Genomic DNA, 15735 nt, shown 5'->3' with positions numbered 1-15735 from the left:
CCGCGCTGTCGGGCTCGTCACGGCGGCCCGTGACCTGGATGGTCGGTTGCGCGCCGTTCGGGTGCTCTGTCGGGATCGGTCCACTAGCGTGACCGCGAAGAGGGGTGCCCCCTCGATCTCGTCCTTCGTGCTGAACATCCTGTGGAGGCCCCGATGCCCGACGACCTGACCGCCGCCGCCGCTGACTCCACCGCGCTCCGCCGCATCTGGTGGCTGCCGGTCCTGCGTGGCGTGGTGCTGCTGATCCTCGGACTGTTCATGCTGATTCAGCCGCTCGGCACCGTGAAGGCGCTCGTGTGGGTGTTCGGGGTGTTCGCCATCATCGACGGACTCATCGCCATCGCGCAGTGGCTGGGCAACCGCAAGGAGCCGGGCGCGGGCTGGTGGCTGGTCTCGGGCCTGGTCGGGATCGCGTTCGGCATCATCGCCGTCGTCTGGACCGGCCCGACGGCGCAGGTGATCTTCTACCTGATCGCACTCTGGGTGCTGGTGCTCGGCGTGCTCGGCATCATCGCCGCGGTGGTGCTCTACCGGTCCCGGGACATCGGCTGGTACTGGGTGCTGACGTTCGGGCTGGTCTCGTTCCTGTTCGGGCTGCTGCTGATCATGAACCCGCAGACGTCGGTGAGCGTCATCGTCGTGCTGCTGGGCCTGTTCGCGTTCGTCGGCGGCGTCGTGCTCGTGGTGAGCGGGTTCGCGACGAAGCAGCTGGCCGAGAGCCTGGACAAGGGCAGGGCCACGGCCCAGCCCCCGGCTAGTTGAGCCCCAGGGCCGCGATCCAGGCCGCGGGGACCAGCGCGTAGCCGACGAACACGACCATGTCCATGATCGTGTGCGCCACGACGAGAGGCATCACCCGGCGCCTGCGCCGGTAGTACTCGGCGAACACCAGGCCCATGATCGCGTTCCCGACGAACGCGCCCCAGCCCTGGTAGAGGTGGTACGAGCCGCGCAGGAGCGCGCTGGTGACGACGATCATCGGTGCGCTCCAGCGCAGCTCGCGCAGCCGCTCCATGAGGTAGCCGACGACGATGACCTCCTCGAGCAGCGCGTTCTGCAGCGCGGCGAGGAGCAGCACGGGGATGGTCCACCAGGCGGCGTTCAGGGCCGACGCCTGCACCTGGACCGCCAGGCCGAGCACGCGGGCGACGGCGTACAGCCCGAGCCCCGGGATCCCGATCAGGGCCGCGAGCCCCACGCCGACGCCGAGGTCCCGCCACGGCCGCGTGAGGTCGAGCCCGATCCGGCGGATCGCCGACTTCCCGTTGGCCGACAGCAGATACAGGGCCAGCGCGACCGGGACCAGCGCGAACCCGATCTGCAGCAGCTGGTACGTCAGGTCGAGCCACGGGCGCGGCGACCGGCTCGGGTTGAGCGTCGTCGACTGGTCGCCCAGGGGCGGCCCGGCGGTGAGCCGGTCGATGATGTTGACCACCGCGTACAGCCCGGACCTGCCGAGCGACAGGCCCAGTACGATCCAGATCTCGGTGGTGAGCCGGCGGCGGTAGGCGCGATCGCTCGGCGGCGGCGCGGTCCGGGGGATGCKGCCGTCGCTGGTGCGCGCGACGACGTCGACGTCGCTGCGCGAGGGACCCTCGGGGCTCGCCTCGTCGGGCGTCGGCGTCGGCGCTGTCATGGCCGCAGCGTAGGCCGCATCCCTGGACGCCACCTGGACGCCGCCTGGGCACGGGCCCGACCGGGCTCGACGGAGCCGAGCGCGCGATCCTCGGGAAAAGGGTTGTCAGGACATTCGACGCAAACTACTTTGTTGTACAAAGTTGAGGAGCGACGATGCGCGACGATCAGCCCGACGAGCCGGCGGCGACAGAGGCCGACGCCGCGCCCGAGGTCGCCGACGCGCTCGCGATCATCGCCGCGCAGCGGGCACGGGCCGCGGACGTGCGGCCGTCGAGCGCGCTGCTGTTCGGGGTGTGGGGCGCGGTCTGGCTGGTCGGGTACGGGGCGATGTGGTGGACGGCCCGCGACGACGACACCCCGTCGGTGGCGGCGGGCGTGATCGCGGTCGGCGGCGGCGTGCTCGCGCTCGTCGTGACGATCGTCCACATCACCCGCCGGACGCGCGGCATCGCCGGCTCGAGTGCGCGGCAGGGCGCGATGCTCGGGTGGGCGTGGGCGATCGGGTTCCTGGCGCAGAGCATGATCGTCGGCGGGCTGGGACAGGCGGGGGCGTCCGGTGAGGTCATCGCGCTCGCGGCCAACGCGATCGCCGCCCTGGTGGTGGGCCTGCTGTATCTCGCGGGCGGGATCCTCTGGCGGTCGACCGCGATGTACGTGCTCGGCGGCTGGATCGCGCTCGTCGGTGCGGCGGCGACGCTCGCCGGGCTGCCCGGGTCCTACCTGCTCATGGCGCTGGCGGGCGGCGGCGGGATGCTCGTCGCGGCGGCGGCCGAGGCAGCGCGCAACCGTGGCTGACGTCGAGCTGGACCCGGTCATCCACGCGCAGGCCCGCCTCCGCGTGGTCGCGACGCTGGCGTCGCTGGGCTCCCACGACCGCATCGCGTTCCCGCGCCTGCAGAAGCTGCTGGACATGACGGCGGGCAACCTCTCGACCCACCTACGCCGACTGGAGGAGGCGGACTACGTGACGATCACCAAGACGCACGAGGGCCGGACACCGGCCACCTACGTGGCGCTCACGCTGACCGGGCGGTCGGCGTTCGAGCGGTACACGCGCTCGCTGCGGGCGCTGCTGGACGGTGCCTCGTGAGCGCCGTCGTGGAGCTGGTCGGGGTGACCCGCACGTTCGGCGCGGTCGTAGCGCTGGACGACGTGTCGCTGACGGTCGGCGAGGGCGAGCTGGTCGGGCTCCTCGGCCCCAACGGCGCCGGCAAGACGACGCTGCTCAGCCTGGTCAGTGGGCTCCGGAAGCAGGACTCCGGCGACGTCCGGCTGTTCGGGGGCGATCCCCGCCGGGCGTCGTCGCGGATCGGGCTCGGGACCACGCCGCAGGAGACCGGTCTGCCGCCGACGCTGACCGTCGGCGAGGTGGTCGACCTCGTCGCGAAGCACTACCCGGCGCCCATGACGCGCGCCGAGGTGCTCGCGCGGTTCGGCCTCGAGGAGCTGGTCGGTCGGCAGACGGGCGGGCTGTCCGGCGGGCAGAAGCGGCGCCTGGCGGTCGCCCTCGCGCTGGTCGGCAGGCCTCGGCTGGTCCTGCTGGACGAGCCGACCACCGGGCTCGACGTCGAGGCGCGGCACATCCTCTGGCAGGCGCTGCGCGACTACCACGCCGACGGTGCGACCGTGCTGCTGACCAGCCACTACCTCGAGGAGATCGAGGCGCTGGCCGAGCGCGTCGTGGTCATCGGCGGGGGGCGGGTGCTCGCCGACGACAGCCTCGCGTCGGTGCTCGGCCTCGTGGCCCTGCGCCGCGTGATCCTGTCGCTGCCGGCGTCGTCGACGATCGACCTTGCGCTGCTCCCGGGGGCGGCCAGCGCCCAGCAGGGTCCCGACGGGCGATGGACCGTCCTCGCGAACGACGCGGACCGGCTGGTCCGTGCGCTCGTCGTCGAGGAGGTGCCGTTCCGCGACCTCGAGATGCGCGGGGCCTCGCTGGAGGAGGCCTTCCTCGCGCTGACGCACGAGTCCCACGAGCAGGAGGTCGTCCGATGAGCACCGCCACGCTGACCCCGCGGCCGTTCTGGACGCTGGCCGTGCTGCACGCCCGGTTCCAGTTCCTGGAGACGATCCGGATACCGATCGCCGTCATCGGCAACCTGCTGTTCCCGTCGCTCGCCCTGCTGTTCTTCGTGATCCCGCAGCGGGCGGTGGCCGACGACCCGGGGATCGCCACGGCCGCGATCGCCCAGCTCGGGGTGTTCGCCGTGATGTCGACGTGCCTGTTCTCGTTCGGGGTCGGCGTCTCCGAGGACCGCGCGCTTCCGTTCGACCCGTTCCTGCGCACCCTGCCCGCCGGCGCGGGGCCGCGCCTGGTCGGCCGCGTGCTCAACGGCGTCCTCTGGTCGTACCTGGCGCTGGTCCCGCTGGTGCTGCTCGGTGCGGTCGCGACCGCGGCCACCGTCACGCCGCCGCAGGCCCTCGCCGCGATCGTCATGGTGCCCGCCGTGGCCGTGCCGTTCCTGCTGCTCGGGCTGTCGATCGGGTACCGGCTGAGCTCGAAGGCCGCGATCGCCGTCGTGCAGGCGACCCTGTTCCCGCTCGCGTTCGCCGGCGGCCTGTTCCTGCCGCCCGAGGCGTTCCCGCCGTGGCTCGACGCGATCTCGAAGCTGCTCCCGTCGAGGGCCGCCCGCGACCTGGCCGTGCAGGCCGTGACCGGCTACCCCGCGTACGGCTACGCGGTGCTGGTGATCCTCGCGTGGACGGCGCTGTTCGCGGCCATGGCGGTGACGGCGTACCGCCGCGACGAGGGCCGGCGGTTCCACTGAGCCCTCAGACGAAACGGCGGAGGCGCAGCGAGTTGCCGACGACGAGGACGGAGGAGAACGCCATGGCCGCGCCCGCGATCATCGGGTTGAGCAGGCCGAACGCGGCCAGCGGGATCGCGGCGACGTTGTAGGCGAACGCCCAGAACAGGTTCTGCTTGATCACGCGCAGGGTCCGACGGGACAGCCGGATCGCGTCGCCTGCCGAGCGCAGGTCGCCGCGGACCAGCGTGATGTCGGCGGCCTCGATCGCCACGTCGGTGCCGGTGCCCATGGCCAGGCCCAGGTCGGCGGTGGCCAGGGCGGCGGCGTCGTTGACCCCGTCGCCGACCATCGCGACCCGGGCGCCCTGCTCCTGCAGACGGGCCACGACCGCGACCTTGTCGGCGGGCAGGACGTGGGCGATGACGTCGGCGTCGGCGATGCCGACCGCGCGTGCCGCTGCCCGGGCCGCGYCGGCGTTGTCACCCGTCAGCAGGACCGGGCGCAGGCCCAGGCCCCGCAGCTGGGCGACGGCCTGCGCGGAGGTCGCCTTGACCGGGTCGCGCAGGACGAGGACGCCGCGCGGCGAGCCGTCCCACGCGACCATGACGGCGGTGGCGCCGTCGGCCTCGGCGGCAGCGAACGGGCCTTCGAACGCGGCCGGGTCGATGCCCTGGGCCCGCAGCCACGCCGGGCGGCCGACGAGCACGCGGCGGCCCAGGCCGACACCGGAGTGGGCGGTGCGGACGACGCCGGAGACGCCGTGGCCGGCCTCGGCGCGGAAGTCGTGCACCTGGTCGGCGCCGATGACGACGCCGTCGGCGCCGGTCGGGCCGTCGGTGGTGAGCACGGCCGCGGCGATGGCCCGGCCGATCGGGTGCTCCGCCAGCTGCTCGACCGCGGCGGCGTAGCGCAGGACCTCCGGCTCGCCGAGCACCTCGACGAGCGCCATCCGGCCCTCGGTCACGGTCCCGGTCTTGTCCAGCAGGACGGTGTCGACGGTGCGCGTCTGCTCGAGGACCTCGGGACCCTTGATGAGGATGCCGAGCTGCGCTCCGCGACCCGTGCCGACCAGCAGCGCGGTGGGCGTCGCCAGGCCGAGGGCGCAGGGGCACGCGATGATCAGGACGGCGACAGCGGCGGTGAACGCGGCCTGCGCGCCCGAGCCGGTGAGCAGCCAGGCGGCGAGCGTGCCGACGGCGAGCACCAGGACCACGGGGACGAACACGGCGGAGATGCGGTCTGCCAGGCGCTGCACGGGGGCCTTGCCGGTCTGGGCGGTCGCGACGAGCCGACCGATCTGCGCCAGCCGGGTCTCCGCTCCGACGCGCGTGGCTCGCACGACGAGCGCGCCGGAGGTGTTGAGGGTGGCGCCGGTGACCTCGTCGCCCGGGCCGACGTCGACCGGCACCGGCTCGCCCGTGAGCAGCGAGGTGTCGAGCGCGGACGTGCCGCGGACCACGACGCCGTCGGTGGCGACCTTCTCGCCGGGGCGGACGGCGAACTCGTCGCCGACCACGAGCCGCTCGACCGGGACCCTCTGCTCCCTGCCGTCGACCAGCAGCGCGACGTCCTTGGCGCCGAGATCGAGCAGCGCGCGCAGGGCGTCCCCGGCGCGGCGGCGGGAGCGGTGCTCGGCGTAGCGGCCCGCCAGCAGGAACGTGGTGACGACGGCGGCGACCTCGAAGTAGAGCTCGGGTACGTCCATGCCCGTCTCGGCCCGCGGCCACAGTGACGGCGTCATCGTCAGGCCGAGCTCGCCCGCGCCGCCGAACAGGAGCGCCCACAGCGACCAGCCGGTCGCCGCGATGATGCCGATCGAGACGAGCGTGTCCATGGTCGAGGCGCCGTGCCGGGCCGCGCGGAAGGCGGCCCGGTGGAACGGCCAGGCGGCCCACGTGGCGACCGGCAGGGCGAGGGCGGCGACGACCCACTGCCAGCCGGTGAACTGGAGCGCGGGGATCATCGAGAGGAGCAGCACGGGGACGGTGAGCACGACCGCGACCCGCAGGCGCGTGCGCAGCTCGGCGCCGCGGGCGTCGGTCGGGGCCGACGTGTCCTCGTCGGCGTCCATGTCGTGACCCGGGGCCATGGTGTGGCCCGAGAGCGCGTGCTCGAACGGTTCCATGTCCGGGCGGGCGCCCACCACCTTCGCGTCGTACCCCGCGGAGCGCACCGCGGCGACGAGCGCCTCGGTGTCGGCGGGCTGCCCGTCGGTCATCGTGACGCGGGCCGACTCCAGCGGCAGGTTCACGGTCGCCTCGACGCCGGGGAGCCGGTTGAGCTTCCTCTCGACGCGCGCGACGCAGGACGCGCAGGTCATGCCCTCGATCGCGAGATCGACGGTCTGTGAGGTCACAGCAAGGACCTCCGCGGGGTGATCGCGTAACCGGCCTCGACGACGGCCTCCGCCACCGCGGCGTCGGGCAGCGGGGCCTCGGAGACGACGGACACGGTCGACGACCCGCCGACCGTCAGCTGGACCGTCACGTCCTGCACGCCGGGCAGGGCGGTCAGCTCGGAGGTGACCGCGGCGACGCAGTGGCCGCAGGTCATGCCGTCGACGCCGAAGGTGGTGGTGGTGCTCATGTGGGGACTCTCCTTCACGAACGGACGAGGCGGGCGATGGCGTCGGCGGCTTCCTTGACCTTCGCCGCGCCCTCCTCGGGGGACTGGCGGGCGGCGTCGACGACGCAGTGGGCGAGGTGGTCCTCGACCAGCCCGATGCTCACGGCCTGCAGTGCCTTCGTGACGGCGGCGACCTGCGTGAGGATGTCGATGCAGTAGACGTCCTCGTCGACCATCCGCGCGATGCCGCGGACCTGCCCCTCGACGCGGCGCAGGCGCTTGAGGTAGTCGTCCTTGGCGTCGGTGTAGCCGTGCATGGGGTCTCCTGGGCTGCGTCGCGGGTGCAATCTTCGCAACATCATACCCCTAGGGGGTATTTTCGACGGCGGCGCGGGGCACAATCGACGCCATGCGGGTCTCGGCGAAGGCGGACTATGCGGTGCGGGCGTGCGCCGAGCTGGCGTCGTCCCCGCACGGCGACCCGGTGCGGGCCGACGACCTGGCGGTCGGGCAGCAGCTTCCCGTCGCGTTCCTCGAGCGGATCCTGGGCGACCTGCGCCGCGGCGGCGTGGTCTCCAGCGTGCGCGGCCGCTCCGGCGGCTACCGGCTGGCGCGGCCGGCCGACGAGATCACGCTGGCCGACGTCATCCGTGCGGTCGACGGCCCGCTGGTGACGGTCCGCGACGAGCGGCCGACCGAGCTCGAGTACGCGGGCTCAGCGCAGGCGCTGCTCGAGGTGTGGGTGGCGCTGCGCGTGAGCGTCCGCGACGTGCTCGACCAGGTGACGCTCGCCGGCCTGGTGACGGGTGACCTGCCGCCGACCGTCCACGAGCTGGCCGCCCGGCACGACGCCTGGGTCAACCCGTAGCGGTCAGTCCGTGGGCGCTGTGGCCTGCGTGGCTGCGCGGACGGCGGCCGGCAGGGCCGAGACGATCCGGTCCACCGCGGCGTCGTCGTGCGCGGCCGAGACGAACCAGGCCTCGAACGGCGACGGCGGCGCGTAGACCCCGGACTCGAGCAGCGAGTGGAAGAAGGGCGCGTACCGCCACGACTCGGTGGCCTTGACCGCGTCGTAGTCGCGGGCGCCGTGCGCGGCGGCGCCGGCACCGAAGAACGTGCTGAAGAGGTTGCCGGCCCACTGGATGGCGTGCGGCAGACCCTCGGCGGACAGGGCGGCGCCCAGCTCGCTGCGCAGCTGCGCGGAGACCGCGTCGACGCGGGCGTAGACGTCCAGGTCGGCCAGTCGCAGCGTCGTGAGGCCCGCGGCCGTGGCGACGGGGTTCCCGGACAGCGTGCCCGCCTGGTAGACGGGACCGACCGGGGCCAGCAGCGCCATGACGTCGCGGCGCCCCCCGACCGCGGCGACGGGCAGGCCGCCGCCGATGACCTTGCCGAACGTGTAGAGGTCGGCCGCCCAGCCCTCGCGCAGGCCTTCGAGACCCCACCAGCCGGAGTAGCCGACGCGGAAGCCCGTGAGCACCTCGTCCTGGATGAGCAGCGCTCCGTGCGTCAGGGTCAGGCGGCGCAGCGAGGCGTTGAAGCCCGGCAGCGGCGGCACGACGCCCATGTTGGCGGGCGCGGCCTCGGTGATCACGGCGGCGATGCGGTCGCCGTGCTCGGCGAAGGCGGCCTCGATCGCCGCGAGGTCGTTGTAGGGCACGACGATCGTCTCGGCCGCGACGGCCGCGGAGACGCCCGCGGAGTCGGGCAGGCCGAGCGTCGCGACGCCGGAGCCGGCGGAGGCCAGCAGCGCGTCGACGTGGCCGTGGTAGCAGCCGGCGAACTTCACGACGAGGTCGCGACCCGTGTACGCCCGCGCCAGGCGGAGCGCCGTCATCGTCGCCTCGGTGCCCGTGGAGACCAGGCGCACCCGCTCGGCCGGGGGGACCCGCGAGCGGATCTCGTCGACGAGGTCGACCTCGGTGAGGGTCGGCGCGCCGAAGCTCAGGCCGCGCCCGGCCGCCTCGCGCACGRCCTCGACGACCTCGGGGTGGGCGTGGCCCAGCAGGGCGGGGCCCCACGAGCCGACCAGGTCGACGTACTCGGTGCCGTCGACGTCGGTGACGTAGGCGCCCTGGGCGGACGCGAGGAACCGCGGGGTGCCACCGACGTTGCCGAAGGCGCGGACGGGCGAGTTGACGCCGCCGGGGATGACGGCCTGCGCGTGCTCGAACGCGTTCGCGCTCGCGGTCGCTGCCGAGGTGGTGACGCTCATCGGATCTCCTCTGCCAGCCAACCGGCCAGCTCTGTCGCAGAGTACGTGAGTACGTGATCGGCACCGGCGCGGCGGATGCTGAGCACGGACTCCAGGATCGCCCGTCTGCGCTCGATCCAGCCTCGCGCGGCGGCGGCCTCGATCATGGCGTACTCACCGGACACCTGGTAGGCGGCGACCGGGACCGTGGACATGGCGGCGACGTCGGACAGGATGTCGAGGTAGGCCAGGGCGGGCTTCACCATGACGATGTCGGCGCCCTCGGCGAGGTCGATCTCGACCTCGCGGACGGCCTCGCGGCGGTTGGCGGGGTCCATCTGGTAGGTCCGGCGGTCGCCGTCGAGCTGCGACTCGACGGCGTCACGGAACGGGCCGTAGAAGGCGGACGCGTACTTGGCGGCGTAGCCCAGCACGGCCACGTCGTCGCGGCCCGCGGCGTCCAGGGCGTCGCGCACGTGCCCGACCTGGCCGTCMATCATCCCGGACAGCCCGACGACGTGGGCGCCCGCGTCGGCCTGGGCGAGGGCCATCTCCGCGTATCGGACCAGGGTCGCGTCGTTGTCGACCACCCCCGACGGCGTGAGCACCCCGCAGTGGCCGTGGTCGGTGAACTCGTCCAGGCACAGGTCGGCCTGGACCACGAGGGCGTCGCCGACCTCCGCGACCGTGTCGGCGATCGCGAGGTTGAGGATGCCGTCGGGGTCCGTGGCCTGCGAGCCCACGGCGTCCCGGACGGTCGGGATCGCGAACAGCATCACGCCGCCGAGCCCCGCACCGGCCGCCTCGGCGACCGCCTTCCGCAGGGAGTCGCGCGTGTGCTGGTGCACCCCCGGCATCGAGCTGATCTCGCGCGGCTCGGTCAGCCCTTCCTTGACGAACACGGGCAGCACCAGCTGCGCGGCGTCGAGGCGCGTCTCCGCGGTGAGGCGGCGCAGCGCGGGCGTGGAGCGCAGGCGGCGCGGGCGGATCCGACGGGCGTCGGTCATCAGAGCTCCTCCTCGGGGCTGGGGATCGGAGCCGGCAGCACGGTGGCGACCGCTCGGGTCAGCGCGTCGACCATGCCGAGCATCGTCTGCTCGGTGGCGATGCCGGCCAGCGGCAGGCCCAGGCGGGCGGCCTCGGCGGCGGTCGACGGGCCGATGCCGATCATCAGCGTGCTCGCCGGCGGCGGACCCAGCCGGGCCGCCAGCTCGCGGACCGTGCTGGCGGACGTGAGCAGCGCGGCGTGGATGGTGCCGTCGGCCCAGCCCTCGCGGATGTCCGCGGGCGGCGGCGCGGCCGGCACGGTCCGGTAGGCGACGACGTCGGTGACGTCCCACCCGCAGGCGCGCAGGCCGTCGGTGATCGTGGGCGCGGCCAGGTCGCCGCGGGGGAACAGCACGCGCGCCGGCGCGGAGGGCGCGGGCCACGCGTCGACCAGCGCGCGGGACGTCGACGAGCCCCGCGGGATCAGCGACGGCTCGACGCCCGCCTCGCGCAGGGCGCGCGCGGTCCCGGGACCGACGGCGGCCACGAGCACGCCCCCGTCGGCGAGCAGCTGGCCCAGGCTTCCGGCGCTCTCCTGCGCGCGGTCGACCAGCACCGGCACGGCCGCGGCGCTGGTGACGACGAGCCAGCCGTACCAGCCGGACTCGAGCGCGAGCAGGGCGTCGTCCAGCTCGGTGGGGTCCTCGGGCGGGACGGTCTCGATCAGGGGTACGACGACGGCCTCCGCACCCGCCGCGGCCAGCGCGACGACGGCGGCGCTGTGCCCGGCCGCGGGTCGCGGGACCAGCACGCGCCACCCCGTCAGGGGGAGCGTCGGCGCCGTGCTCATCGGTCGGCCCCCAGGCCGGCCAGGTCCGCGGCCCCGGCCCCGAGCAGCACCTCGGCCAGCTCGGCGCCGAGCTGGCGGGCGTCGTCGGTGCTGTTGCCGCTCAAGTTGGTGGTGAGACCCCGGCGCACGGTCGCGCCGCCGTCCGGCCGGGCGACCACCGCGTCGAGCCGCAGCGTGCGGCCGTCGTCCGCGAGGGCCGCCCACGCGCCGATCGGCGCCGMGCACCCCGCCTCGAGGCGCTCGAGCAGGGCGCGCTCGGCCAGCACGGCGAGCCGGGTGGGCCGGTGGTCGAGCGCCGCGAGGGCCCGCGCGAGCGGCTCGTCGTCCGCCAGGTCGGCCCGGACCTCGATCGCGAGCGCGCCCTGACCCGCGGCGGGGGCCATGACCTCGGGCTCGAACACGTCGGTCACCGCGTCGAGCCGCCCGAGCCGGGCGAGGCCGGCGCGGGCCAGCACGACGGCGTCGAGGTCCCCCGTGCCGCTTCGGGCGCCGGCCACGCGGCCCAGGCGGGTGTCGACGTTGCCGCGGATGTCGACGACGACCAGGTCGGGGCGGGCGGCGAGCAGCTGGGCCGCGCGCCGCGGGGAGCCGGTGCCCACGACGGCGCCGGTCGGGAGCTTGTCCAGGGTCAGCCCGTCGCGGGCGCACAGGGCGTCGGCGGGGTCCTCGCGCGGCGGCACCGCGCCGAGCCGCAGCCCGGCGGCGTCGCCCGTCGGCAGGTCCTTGAGGGAGTGGACGGCGACGTCGCACCGGCCGTCGAGCAGGGCGTCACGCAGCGCCGTGACGAAGACGCCCGTGCCGCCCAGGCTCTGCAGCGACCCCGTGAGGCGGTCGCCGTCGGTCCGGACGTGGACGGTCTCGAGGGTCAGGTCGCCGCCCCCGAGGGTGGCGAGGGCATCGACCACGTGGCCGGTCTGCGTGAGCGCGAGCGCGCTCGCGCGCGTCCCGACCCGCACGTGCTGAGGCATGCGGTCAGTGTCCCTCTCCGCAGGGGGGATGTCGAAGTGCGAGAAAAACGGAGAATACCGTGACGGGTCGTGACAACTTGTCAGATCATTTCCGCGGGGTGAGCCCGGAAATGTGACGTGCGACATTCTTGCACCGCTTGCCGACGCGTTGTCAGAAAATGCGTGGCGAATTGCCTAGAGCAGCGAGCGCGCGGCGGCGCGCGCGTCGGGGACCACGGACGCGAGCCCGTTGCCGGCCACCCAGGCCCCGCACACGGCGAGCCCGTCGCGCTCGCTGACCGCGTCGCGGACCGCCCGCACGACGGCCTGGTGCGCCGCGCTCGGCCGCGGGAGCGCCTGCGACCAGCGGGAGACCGCGTGCCCGGCCACCTGCTCGGCGCGCAGCGGCGTGCCCAGCAGCACGGACGCGTCGGCGAGGGCCGCGGCGACGAGCTGATCGTCCCGCTCCGGTCGTCTTGCCTCGTCGCGGTCGCCCGCGCGTCCGTACGAGAGCCGGACGACGTGCCGTCCGGGGCCGGCGGCATCGGCCAGCCAACCCCACTTCGCGGTGCCGTGGGTGAGCGCCTTCGCCGCGACGTCGGTGGCCTCCGCGGCGACGAGCACGCCGGTGCCGCGGGGGGCGGCGTTGAGCTCGGGGGAGTCGAGGACGAGCGTCACCAGCGTGACCGCTGCGCCGGGATCGGGGGTCCCGACGCCCTCGGGGCGCAGGAGGGCGACCGCCGCCGGGGTCGCGAGGACCAGCCGCGGCGCGGTGTCGTCGCCGACCGTCCAGCCCTCGGATGTGCCGGCCACGGCCCGGACCTCGGCACCCGTGCGGACCTCGCCGCCGTGGGCCTCGAGATCGGCGACCAGCGCGTCCACCAGCACGTGCATGCCGCCGTCGAGGCCCTGCACGGCCGAGCCCGCCGGCGCCGAGGCCCGCAGCGAGCGGACCGCGCGGGCGAGAGACCCGCGCTCGCGGCCGAGGGCGTCGACGAGCCCCGGTGCGACGGCGCCGACCGCGAGGTCGTCGGGATCGGCCGCGTGCACGCCGCCGACGACGGGCCGCACCAGCCGGTCCAGCACCCGGGCGCCCATCCGGCGCCGGACCAGGGCGCCGAGGGTGGGCTCCGAGCTCGGCGGCAGCACCAGGTCGAGGCYGGCGCGGGCGGCGCCGACCAGGCCCAGCGTGCGGCGGACGTCGGCGGCCCAGGGGTGCGCGGGGATGCCGAGCAGCCCGGTGCGCGGCAGGGGACCGTCGCCGTGCGGGAGGTGGACCCACGAGCCGCGCGGCTCCGGCGTCCGGACGCGGTCGGTGAGCGCGAGCTCGTCGAGCAGCGCGGCGACCGTGCCGCCGCGGGTGGCGAACGACTCCGCGCCCGCGTCCAGCCGCAGGCCCGCGACGGTGTGCYCGGCGACCGCKCCGCCGGCGACGTCGCGCTCCTCGAGGACCAGCGTCCGCAGCCCCTCGTGGGCGAGCTCGCGCGCGGCGACCAGGCCCGCGATCCCGCCGCCGACGACGATCGCGTCCCAGGCGGTCATCAGATCTGGTGCACCAGCTCGGCCACGCGCGTCAGCACGGTCGGGTCGGTCTCGGGAGGCACGCCGTGGCCCAGGTTCACCACGTGCCCGGGGGCCACAGAGCCCCGCGCGACGACGTCGCGGACGTGCGCCTCCAGCACCGGCCAGGGGGCGGCGAGCAGGGCCGGGTCGATGTTGCCCTGCAGCGGCGTGGTGCCGCCGAGCCGGCGGTTCGCCTCGTCGAGCGGCAGCCGGTAGTCGACGCCGATGACGTCCGCGCCGACGTCGCGCATGGCGCCCAACAGCTCGCTCGTGCCGGTGCCGAAGTGCACCTTGCGCACGTCCAGGTCGGCGACGTGGCTCAGCGCGCGGGCCGACGCCGGGGCGACGTGCGCGGTGTAGTCGGACAGGCCCAGCGAGCCCGCCCAGGAGTCGAAGAGCTGCGTCGCGCTCGCGCCGGCCAGCACCTGCGCGCGCAGGAACGCGCCCGTGACGTCCGCGGCCCACTGCGTCAGCGCCGCCCACGTCGCCGGGTCGGCGTGCATGAGCGTGCGGGCGGCCAGGTGGTCGCGCGACGGGCCGCCCTCGACCAGGTACGCGGCGAGCGTGAAGGGGGCGCCGGCGAAGCCGATGAGCGGCGTCCCGCCCAGCGCGTCGACCGTGAGCGCCACGCCGTCGGAGACGGGCCGCAGCGCCTCGGTCGTCAGCGGGCCCAGGTCGCGCAGCCGGGCGACGTCGTCGGCGGTCCGGACCGCGGAGCCCATGACGGGGCCGACACCGGGCTTGATCTCCACGTCGACGCCCGCGAGCTTGAGGGGCACCACGATGTCCGAGAAGAAGATCGCCGCGTCGACGTCGTGCCGGCGCACCGGCTGCAGGGTGATCTCGCTGGCGAGCGCCGGGTCCAGGCACGCGTCGAGCATCGCGGTGCCGCCGCGCGCCGCGCGGTACTCCGGCAGCGACCGACCGGCCTGTCGCATGAACCACACCGGCCGCCGCTCGGGCCGCTCGCCGGAATAGGCGCGCACCAGCGAAGAATTCGTCGTGCGACCGTCGGCGAGGGGGTGCGAGGAAGGAAGGTTCACGTGCTCGATTGTGCCGGACAATTGTCGAGATGATTAACTCGGGACGTGGTGCTGCTGTCCCTCGCCGCCAGTCACCACGACCTCGACCTCGATGTGCTCGAACGTCTCTCGTCGGACGTGCAGGCCGTCGCGTCCGAGCTCGTGGGCTCGACGGTGCACAGGTTCGTCTCCGGTGCCGTCGTCCTGGCGACGTGCAACCGGTTCGAGCTGTACCTCGAGGTCGATGACGCCGAGCGCGCACCCTCCGCCCGTGCCGCGGCCGCCGAGGCGGTCGCGGGCCGCTCGGGCTACACCGCGGACCAGGTCGAGAACCACCTGCGCGTCCGCACCGGCACCGACGCCGCCGAGCACCTCTTCGCCGTGGCCAGCGGCCTCGACTCGATGGTCGTCGGAGAGCGCGAGATCGCCGGGCAGGTCCGCCGCGCGCTGACCACCGCCCGCCGCGACCGCACCACGACGTCCGGCCTCGAGTCGCTGTTCCAGGCGGCTTCCCGCGTCTCGCGCCTGGTCGAGAGCCGCACGGGACTCGGCGCCACCGGCCGCTCGGTCGTCGGCGTCGCGCTCGACATCGCCGAGCGGGACCTGCCCGACTGGCCGTCCGTCCGGTGCGTGCTCATCGGCACGGGCTCCTACGCAGGTGCCTCGCTGGCCGCGCTCAAGGCCCGCGGCGCCGGCGACATCCGGGTGTTCTCCGCCTCCGGCCGCGCGGGGGCGTTCGCCGCGGCCCGCGGAGTCCGCGCCCTCCCGTCCTCGGCCGACCTCGCCGCCGAGGTGTCCGACGTCGACCTGGTGGTCGCCTGCAGCGGCGCCGCCGGTGCGGTCCTGGGGGTCGACGCCCTCGCCGCGGCCCGCGCGTCGTCGTCCACCTCGCTCACCGTGGTGGACCTCGCCCTGCGGCACGACGTGGACCCCGGCGTGCGCTCGCTGCCGGGCGTCCGCCTGGTGAGCCTGCACACCGTCGCCGAGCACGCCCCCGCCGAGCACGCCGCCGTGCAGGCCGCCCACGACGTCGTCACGGCCGCCGCCGAGGCCTACGAGGCGGACCGCCGGGTGCGCGACTGGAACCCCGCGGTCGTCGCCGAGCGCACCCGCGTGCTGGRTGGCCTGGAGGCGAGCCTCAGCGCACTGACCGAACGCGACGAGCGCGCCGAGCGAGCCCTGCGCCGCCGCACCCGGGCCGCGCTGCACGCCCCGACGG

General features: G+C 74.9%; 17 protein-coding genes. 7 read left to right on the top strand and 10 right to left on the bottom strand.

All coding sequences use genetic code 11. From position 1 onward, the window contains the following. Window positions 1–153: 153 nt before the first annotated feature. Entirely contained in the window at window positions 154–762 is a 609-nt protein-coding gene (locus tag AC1DYZ_RS18045) for an HdeD family acid-resistance protein (protein ID WP_477066495.1), read from the top strand. On the opposite strand, the gene AC1DYZ_RS18040 is transcribed toward AC1DYZ_RS18045, so the two are convergent. Continuing rightward, on the bottom strand, window positions 755–1636 hold the full coding sequence (locus AC1DYZ_RS18040; RefSeq protein WP_477066494.1) for a CPBP family intramembrane glutamic endopeptidase: 882 nt from the start codon (window positions 1634–1636) through the stop codon (window positions 755–757). The genes AC1DYZ_RS18045 and AC1DYZ_RS18040 overlap by 8 nt on opposite strands. Before the next feature lie 155 nt (window positions 1637–1791). Here AC1DYZ_RS18040 and AC1DYZ_RS18035 point away from each other — a divergent pair, with 155 nt between their 5' ends. The 4 genes from AC1DYZ_RS18035 to AC1DYZ_RS18020 are packed head-to-tail and all read left to right on the top strand — an operon-like array spanning window position 1792 to window position 4406. Beyond that, entirely contained in the window at window positions 1792–2433 is a 642-nt protein-coding gene (locus tag AC1DYZ_RS18035) for a hypothetical protein (protein ID WP_477066493.1), read from the top strand. Next, on the top strand, window positions 2426–2728 hold the full coding sequence (locus AC1DYZ_RS18030) for a transcriptional regulator (RefSeq protein WP_477066492.1): 303 nt from the start codon (window positions 2426–2428) through the stop codon (window positions 2726–2728). Before AC1DYZ_RS18035 ends, AC1DYZ_RS18030 begins: the two co-directional genes overlap by 8 nt. Further along, the gene (locus tag AC1DYZ_RS18025; protein WP_477066491.1) at window positions 2725–3633 is read left to right on the top strand and encodes an ABC transporter ATP-binding protein; all 909 of its coding nucleotides are present in this window, start codon (window positions 2725–2727) and stop codon (window positions 3631–3633) included. The genes AC1DYZ_RS18030 and AC1DYZ_RS18025 overlap by 4 nt, the downstream gene beginning before the upstream one ends. Next, entirely contained in the window at window positions 3630–4406 is a 777-nt protein-coding gene (locus AC1DYZ_RS18020; protein WP_477066490.1) for an ABC transporter permease, read from the top strand. The genes AC1DYZ_RS18025 and AC1DYZ_RS18020 overlap by 4 nt, the downstream gene beginning before the upstream one ends. A gap of 4 nt (window positions 4407–4410) precedes the next feature. Here the strand turns inward: AC1DYZ_RS18020 and AC1DYZ_RS18015 are convergent, their stop codons facing one another. The 3 genes from AC1DYZ_RS18015 to AC1DYZ_RS18005 are packed head-to-tail and all read right to left on the bottom strand — an operon-like array spanning window position 4411 to window position 7270. Then, window positions 4411–6708: a heavy metal translocating P-type ATPase gene (locus AC1DYZ_RS18015; protein ID WP_477066539.1), complete on the bottom strand. Its 2298-nt coding sequence runs from the start codon at window positions 6706–6708 to the stop codon at window positions 4411–4413. Window positions 6709–6740: 32 nt separating this feature from the next. Beyond that, window positions 6741–6974, bottom strand: coding sequence for a heavy-metal-associated domain-containing protein (locus AC1DYZ_RS18010; protein WP_477066489.1), 234 nt, complete (start codon window positions 6972–6974; stop codon window positions 6741–6743). A 14-nt stretch (window positions 6975–6988) separates the two neighbouring features. Beyond that, a complete protein-coding gene (locus tag AC1DYZ_RS18005; RefSeq protein WP_146927746.1) occupies window positions 6989–7270 on the bottom strand; it encodes a metal-sensitive transcriptional regulator in 282 nt (93 codons plus the stop codon). A gap of 92 nt (window positions 7271–7362) precedes the next feature. On the opposite strand from AC1DYZ_RS18005, the gene AC1DYZ_RS18000 reads away from it, so the two are divergent. Next, window positions 7363–7821, top strand: a complete 459-nt coding sequence (locus tag AC1DYZ_RS18000) for an RrF2 family transcriptional regulator (protein ID WP_477066488.1) — start codon at window positions 7363–7365, stop codon at window positions 7819–7821. A 3-nt stretch (window positions 7822–7824) separates the two neighbouring features. On the opposite strand, the gene hemL is transcribed toward AC1DYZ_RS18000, so the two are convergent. The 6 genes from hemL to hemE form a co-directional block, all read right to left on the bottom strand. Then, the gene (gene hemL / locus AC1DYZ_RS17995) at window positions 7825–9168 is read right to left on the bottom strand and encodes a glutamate-1-semialdehyde 2,1-aminomutase (RefSeq protein WP_477066487.1); all 1344 of its coding nucleotides are present in this window, start codon (window positions 9166–9168) and stop codon (window positions 7825–7827) included. After that, window positions 9165–10154: a porphobilinogen synthase gene (gene hemB / locus AC1DYZ_RS17990; protein WP_477066486.1), complete on the bottom strand. Its 990-nt coding sequence runs from the start codon at window positions 10152–10154 to the stop codon at window positions 9165–9167. Before hemB ends, hemL begins: the two co-directional genes overlap by 4 nt. Next, on the bottom strand, window positions 10154–10984 hold the full coding sequence (locus AC1DYZ_RS17985) for a uroporphyrinogen-III synthase (protein WP_477066485.1): 831 nt from the start codon (window positions 10982–10984) through the stop codon (window positions 10154–10156). Before AC1DYZ_RS17985 ends, hemB begins: the two co-directional genes overlap by 1 nt. Then, a complete protein-coding gene (gene hemC / locus AC1DYZ_RS17980) occupies window positions 10981–11952 on the bottom strand; it encodes a hydroxymethylbilane synthase (protein ID WP_477066484.1) in 972 nt (323 codons plus the stop codon). The genes AC1DYZ_RS17985 and hemC overlap by 4 nt, the downstream gene beginning before the upstream one ends. Window positions 11953–12126: 174 nt before the next feature. After that, window positions 12127–13473: a protoporphyrinogen/coproporphyrinogen oxidase gene (locus AC1DYZ_RS17975; RefSeq protein WP_477066483.1), complete on the bottom strand. Its 1347-nt coding sequence runs from the start codon at window positions 13471–13473 to the stop codon at window positions 12127–12129. Next, a complete protein-coding gene (gene hemE / locus AC1DYZ_RS17970; RefSeq protein ID WP_477066482.1) occupies window positions 13473–14537 on the bottom strand; it encodes a uroporphyrinogen decarboxylase in 1065 nt (354 codons plus the stop codon). The genes AC1DYZ_RS17975 and hemE overlap by 1 nt, the downstream gene beginning before the upstream one ends. 45 nt (window positions 14538–14582) lie before the next feature. Here hemE and AC1DYZ_RS17965 point away from each other — a divergent pair. Beyond that, a partial coding sequence (locus tag AC1DYZ_RS17965) for a glutamyl-tRNA reductase (RefSeq protein WP_477066481.1) occupies window positions 14583–15735 on the top strand: 1153 nt, incomplete at its 3' end.

The sequence above is a fragment of the Cellulomonas sp. P1_C4 genome (assembly GCF_056406355.1).
This window is presented reverse-complemented; position numbering and strand designations above follow the sequence as displayed.